Source organism: Microbacterium sp. JZ31 (genome assembly GCF_016805985.1).
Lineage (GTDB): Bacteria > Actinomycetota > Actinomycetes > Actinomycetales > Microbacteriaceae > Microbacterium.
Genome location: NZ_CP017661.1, coordinates 1912879 through 1924545 on the forward strand (window position 1 = coordinate 1912879; position 11667 = coordinate 1924545).

The window sequence follows — 11667 nt, forward strand, 5'->3', positions numbered from 1 at the left end:
TCACATCTCTGGCCCTTCCCAGCCACCGGCGGCTAGGCTGGGGCCGCACATCGAGGTGACCGATCGGTGAACCGATCGCGAACAGAGCACTTCAGGGAGCGCAACAGATGTCTTTCCGAATCGTCATTCTCGCCGCGGGCATGGGCTCGCGGCTCGGCCGTGCGCTGCCGAAGCCGCTCACCGAGCTCAGCGACGGCCGCTCGATCATGCAGCAGCAGCGCGACAACATCCGTGCCGCGTTCGGCACGGACGTCAAGATCACCAAGGTCGTCGGCTACCGGGCCGAGACGATCATCGACGCGTTCCCGGACGCGAGCTACGTGCACAACGAGCGCTACGACCAGACCAACACGTCCAAGAGCCTGCTGCGCGCCCTCCAGGCGACCGGCAAGAAGGGCGTGCTCTGGATGAACGGCGACGTCGTGTTCGACCCCCGCGTGCTCGGCCGTGCGATCTCGCTCATCGAGCAGGACCGCTCGTTCGTCACCGTCAACACCGCCAAGGTCAGCGACGAAGAGGTCAAGTACACGATCGACGAGACCGGCCACATCGCCGAGCTGTCGAAGACCGTCGTGGGCGGCATCGGCGAGGCCGTGGGCATCAACTACATCTCGCGCGCCGACAAGCCGGCCTTCATGCGACACCTCGCACGCGTCGACGACCAGGACTACTTCGAGCGCGGCCTCGAGCTGGCGATCCAGCACGACGGCGTGAAGCTCCTGCCGATGGACATCTCCGACCTCTACGCGGTCGAGATCGACACGGCCGAGGACCTGGTCCACGCCAACGAGTACGTCTGACCCTCAGGGTCCGTCCGTCCGCGGCTCCTAGGATCTCGCGCGTGTCGGCAAAGGTCCACAAGATCCACTCCCTGCCCCCCGATGCCCCCTGGAAGGGCGGTCTGCCGCCCACCGGTCACGAGGAGCATCCGTTCCTGGTGCGCGTCCTCGACCGGATGATCCGCATCCAGCGGCCCGCCGTGATCGCGCACATCCGCTCCGTGCGGCTGCGCCATCCGGATGCGACACCCGACGAGATCGTCCGCATCCTCGAGCGGCGCTATCTCGCCGCGGTGACCACGGGCGGTGCGGCGGTCGGCGCCACGGCGGTGGTGCCCGGCGTCGGCACGGCCGTGACACTGGGGCTGTCGAGCGCCGAGACCCTCGGCTTCCTCGAGACCACGGCGCTGTTCGCGCAGTCGCTCGCGGAGGTGCACGGCATCGCGATCGACTCCCCGGATCGCGCGCGGGCGCTCGTGCTGACGATGATGCTGGGCGACGAGGCCGTGAACCTCGTCAAGCAGCTGGCGACCCAGGCCGCCGGCACGGGCACGCGCTCGGCGTACTGGGGCGAGCTCGTGACGAAGTCGCTCCCCCGCGCCTCGGTCGGGCCACTGCTCGACCGGCTGAAGAAGTCGTTCGTGCATCGCTTCGCGGCCAAGGGAGGCGCCTCGCTGATCGGCAAGGCGATGCCGTTCGGCGTCGGCGCGGCGGTCGGCGGGGCCGGCAACCACATCCTCGGCCGCCGTGTCGTCGTGGCCTCGCGCAAGGCGTTCGGGGCGGCCCCCGCGTCCCTCCCCGCCGAGCTCGAACCGCTGCCGGACGCCCAGCGCCTCGAGCTCTCCGCCCTGCGCGGAGCGAAGCGGATCGGATCCGCTGTGGGCGGCGTGATCGGTCGCGTGCTCCCGCATCGCCCGCCGCGGGAGCCGGAGCAGCTCGACCCGGCGTCCGATCCGCGCTCCGACGCGTCCTGACGCCGGCTCGCGTCGATCCGGTCGCCCGCTCGCGTCGATCCGGCCGATCCGGTCGATCTGCGAGACCTCATCCGGGGTGCGAGACATCACCGTGCGGCGATGTCTCGCGCGGGAGATGATGACTCGCGCCGCGCGGCGGTGCGCTCAGAGGTTGAGGGCGCCGTTGCCGGCGTAGTAGCGGCGGCGGGTCTGGGTGCCGCGCGTGCTGTGTCCGTAGGGGCGGCGGGTGCCGGGCATGTCCTCGGGCGCGAGGTCCGCGACGAGGTGGGACAGCGGCACCTCGAGGGCGACGGCGATCTGCATGAGGCTCAGCAGCGTGGGGTTGCCGTGGCCGCGCTCGATGCGCTGCAGATGACGCACGTCCAGGTCGGCGCAGTCGGCGAGCGTCGGCCGGCTCAGACGAGCGCGGCGGCGCAGCTCGGCGATGCGCTCTCCGACCTTGGCCGCGGCGGTGGAGTGAGGGTCGACCAGACGCGTCTCGGATTTCGGCTCGGTCATGCCGTACATGGTGCCGAGATTTCGCGGCTGCGCAGTGGGCACCTCTGCCCACTGTGGATGACCGGCACGCTTAGGCTCGGTGGATGACGTCCCTCCTGGCCCTGCTGCTGCTCGCGAACGCCGCCTTCAACGTGCTCGTCTGGCCGACGTTCTACCGCCGCGTGTCCCGCGATCCGCGCGCCCGCGATGCCTCAGGCCGGCCGACGCGTTTCCTGATCGTGCACGCGGTGCTCATCGGGGTGGCGCTGCTGCTCGCCGTCGCATCGGCGATCGCGGGCGTCCTCGCCCTCTCCCAGGGCTGACCCCACTCCATCCCCACCCACCGGGCATCCGGATCCCGGATGTCGGATGTCGGATGTACGAACTATGGTTCGAAGTGAGATCGACTTCTTCGAACATCGGTTCTATTCTTGAGGGATGGGGATGGCACTTCAGGAGACCGCCTCCCGCTGGAGGGCAGCACCGTCTGAGGCGGTGCCGGGCTCGCGGGCCCAGACGGCCGCCGAGGTGCAGCGCCTGCGGGCCCAGATCACCCGGATGCAGCGCCGCAGCGCGCAGGTCGACGCGATGCCGGTGCACGAGACGCTCGCTCCCCTGTTCCCCGAGGGCGGCCTGCGGCCCGGCTCGGTCTACAGCCTCGACACGTCCACCAGCCTCCTGCTCGCGCTGATGTCGGCCCCCTCGCGTGCCGGCTCGTGGTGCGCCGCGATCGGGATGCCCGAGCTGGCGGCCGAGGCGGCCGAGGGCTACGGCGTCGACCTCGAGCGCTTCGCCCTCGTGCCCGACCCGGGCGACCGTTGGCTCGCCGTCGCCTCGGCGGTGGCCGAGGTGTTCCCCGTGGTGGCCGTGCGCCCGCCCCGCGCGGCGCGCGACACCGACACCGCCCGCATCGGCGCCAAGTTGCGCGACCGCGGCGGCGTGCTGCTCGTGCAGGGCGCGTGGCCGCAGGCCGAGGCGACCCTGAGCCTGCGCGATCCCGCGTGGACCGGCCTCGGCCAGGGTCACGGGCTCCTCGCCGCCCGCGAGGTCACGGTCTCGGCGACCGGACGGCGCTTCCCCGTGCCGCGATCCGTGCGCGTGCAGCTTCCCGGCCCGCTCGGGGCCCCGGCCGCGGCGGCGGGCGGCTCGGTCCAGCGACCCGCGTGGCGGCCGGTCGCCCGGCTCGAGGCGGTGGCGGGATGACCGTCCCCCCGACCCGCGTCATCGTGCTGTGGCTGCCCGACTGGCCGGTCACCGCGCTGCTGCGCAGCGAGGCGCGCGCCGCGGCCCGCACGCTCGACGGCGAGCCCGCCCCGGGCGTCGATCCGGATGACGCCCCGGTCGCGATCATGCACGCGAACCGCGTGGTCGCGTGCTCGGCCTCCGCGCGCCGCGAGGGCGTCCGCCGCGGGCAGCGCCGCCGCGACGCGCAGGGGGCGTGCCCGCGGCTGCGGCTCGTGCCGGCCGATCCGGGGCGGGACGAGCGCGCGTTCAGCCCCCTCCTGTCCCGCCTCGAGCAGCTCGCCCCGGGCGTGCAGCCGCTGCGACCGGGGCTGTGCGCCATCCGCGCGCGCGGCCCCGCCCGCTTCTACGGCGGCGAGGAGGAGGCGGCGAGCGCACTGCTCGACGAGCTCGCGACGTGCGGCATCCCCGACGCGCGCGCCGGGGTGGCCGACGGCCTGTTCACGGCCGAGCAGGCGGCGCGCCTGATGAGTCCCGCCTCGATCCGGATCGTGCCGCCCGGCGCGTCCGCGGCGTTCCTGTCGCCCCTCACGATCGCGGCGCTGTCCGACGACGAGCTCGTGGCGCTGCTCGCTCGCCTGGGGGTGCAGACCCTGGGCGAGTTCGCCGCGCTCGACATCGCCGCGGTGCGCGACCGGCTCGGCGAGCACGGCGCTCGTCTGCACGCCCTGGCCGGGGGCTCCGATTCACGGCCGGTGGTGCCGCGCGTGCCTCCGCCCGAGCTCGCGCGCCAGATCGAGTTCGAGTCGCCGCTCGAGCTCGCCGAGCAGGTCGCGTTCGCCGTGCGCACCACGGCCGAGGACGTCTCGACGGGGCTCGATGAGGCGGGGCTGGTGTGCACGGAGGTGCGGATCACCCTGCTCGACGACCGCGGCGGACGCAGCGAGCGGGTGTGGCTGCATCCGACGTGCTTCGACGCGGCCGCGCTCGTCGACCGCGTGCGCTGGCAGCTGCAGGCCACCCTCGACAGCGACAGCGCATTCGGCGGGGAGAACGGCGGCGTCACGCTCGTGCGCATCGAGCCCGAGGCGGTCGACGACACCGCGCACCATCAGCCCGGCCTGATCGGCCAGGGCCCGGACGAGCGCCTGCATCACGCCATGTCGCGCGTGCAGGCGATGCTCGGCCACCGCGGCGTCGTCACGCCGCTGCTCGCGGGCGGCCGCTGGCTCAGCGAACGCGAGCGGCGCGTGCCGTGGGGCGACGCCGAGCGCCCTGCCCATCCGCGCGACCTGCCGTGGCCAGGCAGCCTCCCCCAGCCGCTGCCCAGCGAGGTGTACCGCGCGCCGCGGCCCGCGGCCGTCACGGCATCCGACGGCTCGCCCGTCGCGGTCGATGCGCGCGGCGGGATGTCGGCGCCCCCCGCCGTGCTCGACGGGCGCCGCGTCGCCGCGTGGGCCGGTCCGTGGCCGGTCGTCGAGCGGCAGTGGGACCCGGCACGGGCACGACGGGCGCACCGCTTCCAGATGGTCGATGCGGATCAGACGGCCTGGCTGCTCGTGCTCGAGGACGACCGCTGGTGGATCGAGGGGCGCTACACGTGAACCGGCGCCTCACCCGAACCGGATGGGCCGGCTGATGGGCTGGCAGAATCCCCCTGTCCCCTGGTCCGAGCTCGAGCGCGCCATCAGCGGCCGGCGCCCCGAGACGCGTCCCGCCGGGGCGGACGGCGGGGACAGCCCCGCCTGGAGCCCGCGGCGCGGCGCATACGAGGCGCCGCCCATCCCGCGCCCCGAGCAGGTCGTGCCCTACGCCGAGCTGCACGCGCACTCGTCGTTCTCGTTCCTCGACGGGGCGTCCTCCCCCGAGGATCTCGCCGAGGAGGCCGAGCGCCTGGGCCTGCATGCGCTCGCTCTCACCGATCACGACGGGTTCTACGGTCTCGTGCGCTTCGCCGAGGCGGCCGAGGAGACCGCGGTGAAGACCGTGTTCGGGGCCGAGCTGTCACTGGGGCTGCTGTCCCCGCAGAACGGTGTCGCCGATCCCGCCGGTGAGCACCTGCTCGTGCTGGCTCGCGGCGAGGAGGGGTACCGCCGTCTCGCCCGCGCGATCACGCACGGGCAGCTGCGCGGCGCCGAGAAGGGGCGTCCGTTCTACGACCTCGACGAGCTCGCCCAGCAGGCAGACGGCAACTGGGTGATCCTGACCGGCTGCCGCAAGGGCGCCGTGCGGCAGGCGCTCGCACGGGGAGACGATCCGGCGGTCGCGGTCGACCGGCTCGTCGACCTGTTCGGCGCTGGGAACGTCTACGTCGAGCTGATCGACCACGGCGACCCGCTCGACAGCCGCCGCAACGACGCGCTCGCCTCCCTCGCCGCCGAGCGCGGGCTGCCGGTGGTCGCCACGAACAATGCGCACTACTCCTCGCCCGACAAGGCGCGCCTGGCCGCCGCGGTCGCCGCCGTGCGCGCGACCCGCAGCATGGCCGACCTCGACGGCTGGCTGCCGTCGCACGCGTCCGCGCACCTGCGGTCCGGCGCCGAGATGGCCGCGCGCTTCGGCCGCTACCCCGGTGCCGTCTCCCGCACGGTCGAGCTGGCCGACGAGCTCGCCTTCCCGCTGCGCCGGATGAAGCCCGCGCTCCCGAAGCAGGAGGTGCCGGAGGGCCACACCCCGATGTCGTATCTGCGCACGCTCGTGTGGGACGCCGTGCCGCGCCTGTATCCCGACCTGACCCGGAAGAACCACGAGCGCATCGAGAAGGAGCTCGCGGTCATCGAGAAGAAGAACTTTCCCGGCTACTTCCTGATCGTGCACGACATCGTCGCCGAGGCGCGACGCCGCGGCATCCTGTGCCAGGGGCGGGGATCCGCCGCGAACAGCGCCGTCTGCTACCTGCTCGGCATCACCGCGGTGGACGCCATCGCGTACGACCTGCCGTTCGAGCGGTTCCTCTCGGCGATCCGCGACGAGGAGCCCGACATCGACGTCGACTTCGACTCCGACCGGCGCGAGGAGATCATCCAGTGGGTCTACGAGCGCTACGGGCGCGAGAACGCCGCCCAGGTCGCGAACGTCATCCAGTACCGGCCCAAGAACGCCGTGCGCGACATGGCCCGCGCACTGGGGTTCTCCCCCGGGCAGCAGGACGCCTGGTCGCGGCAGGTGGAGGGATGGGGCGCCCATCTCGAGACCGGACCCGACCACGACATCCCGGATCAGGTCGTCGAGTACGCATCCGAGCTGCTGAAGGCGCCGCGGCATCTGGGCATCCACTCCGGCGGCATGGTGCTCACGGAGCAGCCGGTGGGCGAGGTCGTGCCGATCGAGCACGCGCGCATGCAGGGCCGCACCGTGATCCAGTGGGACAAGGACGACGCCGCCTGGATGGGCCTCGTGAAGTTCGATCTGCTGGGGCTCGGCATGCTCGCGGCCCTGCAGCACTGCTTCGACCTGATCCGCGCGTCGACCGGCGAGGAGTGGACGCTCGCGACGATGCCGAAGGAGGAGGCCGCGGTGTACGACATGCTGTGCCGGGCCGACTCCATCGGGGTGTTCCAGGTCGAGTCGCGCGCGCAGATGGGGCTGCTGCCGCGCCTGCAGCCACGGCGCTTCTACGACCTGGTGATCCAGATCGCGCTCATCCGGCCCGGACCGATCCAGGGCGGCGCCGTGCATCCGTTCGTGCGGCGCAAGATGGGCGACGAGAAGATCACGTACGACCATCCGAAGCTCAAGCCGGTGCTCGAGCGCACGCTGGGGATCCCGGTGTTCCAGGAGCAGCTGATGCAGATGGCGATGGCGGTCGGCGAGTGCTCGGGCGAGGATGCGGACCTGCTGCGCCGCGCGATGGGCTCCAAGCGCGGCAAGGAGAAGATCGACCGACTGCGCGACAAGCTCTATGCCGGCATGGCGCACAACGGCATCACGGGCGACCTGGCCGACGCGATCTACGCCCGCATCCAGGCGTTCGCGAACTTCGGCTTCGCCGAGTCGCACTCGCTGTCGTTCGGGCTGCTCGTCTACGCGTCGTCGTGGATCAAGCTGCACTATCCCGCCGCGTTCCTCGCGGGACTGCTGCGCGCGCAGCCGATGGGCTTCTACTCGCCCGCGTCGCTGACCGCCGACGCCCGCCGTCACGGCGTCGAGGTGCGCCGCCCGGATCTGAACCGCTCGGATGCCGGTGAGGTCCTCGAGCCCCTGACCGACGGATCGGCCGGGCCGACCGGGCTGGACGCCTGTCTGACGCGGGTGCATCCGGCACCGGGCCCCTTCGACCGGAACGCCCCCGACGAGTCGGCCGCCCACCGTCGTGACGGCGCCTTCGCGGTGCGGCTGGGGCTCGCGGCGGTGACCGGGATCGGCACCGAGACGGCGGAGCGGATCGTCGCCGAGCGGGAGCGCGGCGGGCCGTACCGCGACCTGCACGAGCTCGTGCGGCGCACCGGCATCGCGCAGAAGCACCTCGAGGCGCTCGCGACCGCGGGGGCGTTCGAGTGCCTCGGCATGTCACGGCGCGAGGCGATCTGGCTCGCCGGATCCGCCGCACAGGACCGCCCCGAGTACCTGCCCCACACGCTGCCCGCCGGAGGGGCCGTCGGGGTGCAGCCGCCGCTGTTCGCCGACCCGACGAGCTACGAGCAGCTCGCCGCCGATCTGTGGGCGACCGGGCTGTCGACCACGGATCATCCGCTCACCCACTTCCGCGACGCGCTCGACGCGCGCGGCGTGCTGCCGTCCGCCCTGCTGCGCTCGCACGAGTCCGGCCGTCGCGTCGAGGTCGCAGGCCTCGTCACGCACCGTCAGCGCCCCGCGACGGCCTCGGGCATCACGTTCATCAACCTCGAGGACGAGCACGGCCTCGTCAACGTGATCTGCTCGATCGGGGTCTGGAACCGCTACCGCCGCGTCGTCCGCGACAGTCCCGCGCTCATCGCCCGCGGCATCCTGGAGCGCTCCCCCGAGGGCGTCACCAACCTCGTCGCGGACGCCTTCGAGGACCTCCGCGTCGGCGTCAAGCACGCCGCCCGCGACTTCCGCTGACCCGATCTGGGACACTGAACCTCGTGACCTCGCGCCTGATGCTGCTCGACACCGCCAGCCTGTACTTCCGGGCCTTCTACGGCGTCCCCGACACCGTGCGATCCGCCGACGGCACGCCCGTGAATGCCGTGCGGGGGCTGCTCGACATCATCGCCAAGCTCGTCACGACGTACGAGCCGACGCACATGGTCGCGTGCTGGGACGACGACTGGCGGCCGCAGTGGCGCGTCGACCTGATCCCGTCGTACAAGGCGCACCGCGTGGTCGAGGTCGTCGCGGCCGGCCCCGACGTCGAGGAGGTGCCGGATCCGCTCGAGGCGCAGGTGCCCGTGATCCGGGAGGCGCTGGCGACGCTCGGGATCGCGACCGTCGGGGCCGCGCAGCACGAGGCCGACGACGTGATCGGCACGCTCGCGACGCGCGCGACCCAGCCGGTCGACATCGTCACCGGCGACCGCGACCTGTTCCAGCTCGTCGACGACGCGCGCGACGTCCGCGTCATCTACACCGCGCGCGGCATGAGCAACCTCGAGGTCGTCACGGACGAGGTCGTCGTCGCCAAGTACGGCGTGCACGCGGCCCAGTACGCCGACTACGCGACCCTGCGCGGCGACTCCTCCGACGGGCTGCCGGGCGTCAAGGGCGTGGGCGAGAAGACCGCCGCGTCGCTGCTGGCCACGCACGGCGACCTCACCCGGATCCGCGCGGCCGCGGAGGCCGGCGAGGGCATGTCGGCCGGTGTGCGCACGAAGTTCGCCGCCGCGGCCGACTACCTCGACGTCGCACCGAAGGTCGTCGCGGTCGCGACCGACCTCGATCTCGGCGACTTCGACACCACGCTTCCCCGCCCCGACGAGGACGCGACCGCGCGCGCGATGGACTTCGCCGGACGCTGGAGCCTCAACACGTCGATGGAGCGGGTGCTCGCCGCCCTCGCGGCCCCGCGCGCGTAACGCCGGGCCGAGACGCGGCGACGAGCCCGCGCCGCCTTCAGCGGCGCACGCGGGACACGGCGCTGAGCAGGCAGACCGAGAAGCCCACCGTCAGAGCGACGACGACCGACAGCGGTACGCTCCACGCCCCGGTCGCGTCGTGCAGCGCGCCGATCAGCGGCGCGCTCGCGGCCCCGGCGACGTACGCTCCGCCCTGCACCACCGCCGACATCGTGGCGGTCTCGGCCGCCGATCGCGACACCCCCACCATCACGGTGAAGATCACCACGAAGCCGCCCGAGTGCGCGATGCCGCCGAGGACGATCCAGAGCACGAACAGCTCCGGCGCCAGAAGCATGCCGCCCGCGAAGCTCAGCCAGCACACCGCGATCAGCACCGCCGGCACCGCCAGCGGCAGGCGCCGAGCGAGCACCGGCACGACGAACGGCCCCACGATCGCGACGCCCTGGAAGAGCGAGGCGAGCGCGCCCGCGACCGCGACGTCCGCTCCGATGAGGTCGCCCAGGATGGCCGGCAGCCACGTCGACATGCCGTAGTACGCGGCGGACTGGCAGCCGAAGGTCGCCAGCAGCAGCCACACGACCGGCTGCCGGAACGCTCCGCGCGGAGCCCCGCCCACGACGACCGGGACGGTCGCGGTGGTCAGCGGCGTCTCCCCGACGGTCCGCTCGTCCCACGGCACCCCCGGCAGCCGATCGCGCCACAGGTGCAGCGCCCACAGCAGGATGCCCATCACGGTCAGGGCGATCCACAGCAGCAGCGCGAGCGACCAGCCGGTGACCTGCGCGATCGACGCCGTCGTCAGCGTGGTCACCAGCGATCCCGCATTCAGCGCCGCCGTGTACGCCGCGGTGACGGTGGCGACGTGCCGCGGCGGAACGTCCCGCCCGATGATGACCGGGATCACGACGTTGCCGATCGTGATGCCCGCGCCGATCACGATCATCCCGACCAGCATCCAGCCGAAGCCGGGCAGCGCGCGGATGAGCGTTCCCGCGGCGACGGCGGCGAGGCAGGTCATCAGCGCGAGCTCGGCCCCGGCGCGCCGCACGATGAGCGCGGCGAACGGCGTCATCGCGGCGAACGTCAGCACCGGAAGCGTGGTCAGGAGCGAGGCCGTGGCGCCGTCGAGGGAGAAGTCCCGCGCGATCTCGCGCAGCACCGGCGTGACCGACAGGATGGGGCCGCGCAGGCTGAGCGCGGCGACGAGCACCCCGGCGATGACCAGCCAGGGGAACGCGCGGCGCGCCGTCATGCGCCCCACGCCCAGGCCCGCAGCTTGCCCAGCGGCCACGTCGTGATGATCCGCTCGGCCGGCACGCCGAGCCGCTCGGCGCGCTCGGCGCCGTAGTCCAGCAGCGAAAGCTGCCCCGGGGCGTGGGCGTCGCTGTCGATCGAGAAGAGGCATCCGATCTCGAGCGCGAGCAGGATCAGCTCGTCCGGCGGATCCTCTCGCTCGGGGCGGGAGTTGATCTCGACCGCGACGCCGTGCTCGGCGCACGCCTCGAACACGGCGCGCGGATCGAACTCCGACGGCGGGCGCGTGCCGCGCGATCCGGTGACCAGACGGCCCGTCACGTGGCCGAGCACCGTGACCCGCGGGTTCGAGACCGCGGCGACGAGGCGCCGCGTCATGGCGGGTGCCTCCATCCGCAGCTCGGAGTGCGCCGAGGCGACGACGATGTCGAGCTCGTCGAGCAGCTCGGGCTCCTGGTCGAGCCCGCCATCGCTCAGGATGTCCACCTCGATGCCGCTGAGCAGCGTGAACTCATCGGTCTGGAAGCCCGCGACCACCTCGAGTTGCTGCCGCAGTCGCTCGGGAGACAGCCCGCGCGCCACGCGCAGCCGCGGCGAGTGATCCGTCAGCGCGAGGTACTCGTGCCCGAGCCCGCGCGCCGCCGCCACCATCTGGTCGATCGGGGTCGTGCCGTCCGACCAGTCGCTGTGCGAGTGCAGATCGCCGCGCAGCAGGCCGCGCAGCTCCGACCGCTTCGCATCGCCCAGTCGCTCGCGCAGGTCGCGCAGGTAGTCGGGCACCTCGCCGGCAAGCGCCTGCTCGATCACCGCGAACGTGGAGGCGCCGATCCCCTTCGCGCGCCGCAGGCGCTCGGGGTCCCGCTGGGCCGCCGCGTCGAGCCCCGCGACCGTCGCGGCAGCCGTGCGGAACGCCTTGGCCTTGAACTTCGACGCGCGCTCGCGCTCGAGCAGGTAGGCGATCTCGTTCAGCGCCTCGATCGGATCCATCGCGCCCCCTCGCTC

10 protein-coding genes are annotated in these 11667 nt (G+C 72.9%); 7 read left to right on the forward strand and 3 right to left on the reverse strand.

The features are described 5' to 3' along the window. Window positions 1-107 precede the first annotated feature (107 nt). On the forward strand, window positions 108-800 hold the full coding sequence (locus BJP60_RS09200; RefSeq protein WP_203135487.1) for a phosphocholine cytidylyltransferase family protein: 693 nt from the start codon (window positions 108-110) through the stop codon (window positions 798-800). Between the two features lie 41 nt (window positions 801-841). Continuing rightward, entirely contained in the window at window positions 842-1753 is a 912-nt protein-coding gene (locus BJP60_RS09205; RefSeq protein WP_203135488.1) for a hypothetical protein, read from the forward strand. A 144-nt stretch (window positions 1754-1897) separates the two neighbouring features. Here the strand turns inward: BJP60_RS09205 and BJP60_RS09210 are convergent, their stop codons facing one another. Then, entirely contained in the window at window positions 1898-2251 is a 354-nt protein-coding gene (locus BJP60_RS09210; protein WP_203135489.1) for a helix-turn-helix domain-containing protein, read from the reverse strand. 83 nt (window positions 2252-2334) lie between these two features. Here BJP60_RS09210 and BJP60_RS09215 point away from each other — a divergent pair, with 83 nt between their 5' ends. From BJP60_RS09215 to BJP60_RS09235, 5 genes are all read left to right on the forward strand, one after another. After that, window positions 2335-2553 carry an SCO4848 family membrane protein gene (locus BJP60_RS09215; RefSeq protein WP_203135490.1) on the forward strand — a complete coding sequence of 73 codons (219 nt, stop codon included), beginning with the start codon at window positions 2335-2337 and terminating at the stop codon, window positions 2551-2553. 115 nt (window positions 2554-2668) lie between these two features. Next, the gene (locus tag BJP60_RS09220) at window positions 2669-3433 is read left to right on the forward strand and encodes a hypothetical protein (RefSeq protein WP_203135491.1); all 765 of its coding nucleotides are present in this window, start codon (window positions 2669-2671) and stop codon (window positions 3431-3433) included. After that, window positions 3430-5016: a DNA polymerase Y family protein gene (locus BJP60_RS09225; protein ID WP_203135492.1), complete on the forward strand. Its 1587-nt coding sequence runs from the start codon at window positions 3430-3432 to the stop codon at window positions 5014-5016. Before BJP60_RS09220 ends, BJP60_RS09225 begins: the two co-directional genes overlap by 4 nt. Window positions 5017-5050: 34 nt before the next feature. Continuing rightward, a complete protein-coding gene (locus BJP60_RS09230; protein WP_203135493.1) occupies window positions 5051-8455 on the forward strand; it encodes an error-prone DNA polymerase in 3405 nt (1134 codons plus the stop codon). Between the two features lie 23 nt (window positions 8456-8478). Next, window positions 8479-9408, forward strand: coding sequence for a 5'-3' exonuclease (locus BJP60_RS09235; protein WP_203135494.1), 930 nt, complete (start codon window positions 8479-8481; stop codon window positions 9406-9408). Window positions 9409-9445: 37 nt separating this feature from the next. On the opposite strand, the gene BJP60_RS09240 is transcribed toward BJP60_RS09235, so the two are convergent. After that, window positions 9446-10702: an MFS transporter gene (locus BJP60_RS09240; RefSeq protein WP_203135495.1), complete on the reverse strand. Its 1257-nt coding sequence runs from the start codon at window positions 10700-10702 to the stop codon at window positions 9446-9448. Beyond that, window positions 10660-11652 carry a PHP domain-containing protein gene (locus BJP60_RS09245; RefSeq protein WP_203135496.1) on the reverse strand — a complete coding sequence of 331 codons (993 nt, stop codon included), beginning with the start codon at window positions 11650-11652 and terminating at the stop codon, window positions 10660-10662. Before BJP60_RS09245 ends, BJP60_RS09240 begins: the two co-directional genes overlap by 43 nt. Window positions 11653-11667: the final 15 nt, after the last annotated feature.

Excerpts from the sequence above, each read along its gene's own strand:
- BJP60_RS09200 (WP_203135487.1), top strand. The coding sequence starts at position 108 with ATGTCTTTCCGAATCGTCATTCTCGCCGCGGGCATGGGCTCGCGGCTC.
- BJP60_RS09225 (WP_203135492.1), top strand. The coding sequence starts at position 3,430 with ATGACCGTCCCCCCGACCCGCGTCATCGTGCTGTGGCTGCCCGACTGG.
- BJP60_RS09245 (WP_203135496.1), bottom strand. The coding sequence starts at position 11,652 with ATGGATCCGATCGAGGCGCTGAACGAGATCGCCTACCTGCTCGAGCGC.
- BJP60_RS09210 (WP_203135489.1), bottom strand. The coding sequence starts at position 2,251 with ATGACCGAGCCGAAATCCGAGACGCGTCTGGTCGACCCTCACTCCACC.
- BJP60_RS09220 (WP_203135491.1), top strand. The coding sequence starts at position 2,669 with ATGGGGATGGCACTTCAGGAGACCGCCTCCCGCTGGAGGGCAGCACCG.
- BJP60_RS09230 (WP_203135493.1), top strand. The coding sequence starts at position 5,051 with ATGGGCTGGCAGAATCCCCCTGTCCCCTGGTCCGAGCTCGAGCGCGCC.
- BJP60_RS09215 (WP_203135490.1), top strand. The coding sequence starts at position 2,335 with ATGACGTCCCTCCTGGCCCTGCTGCTGCTCGCGAACGCCGCCTTCAAC.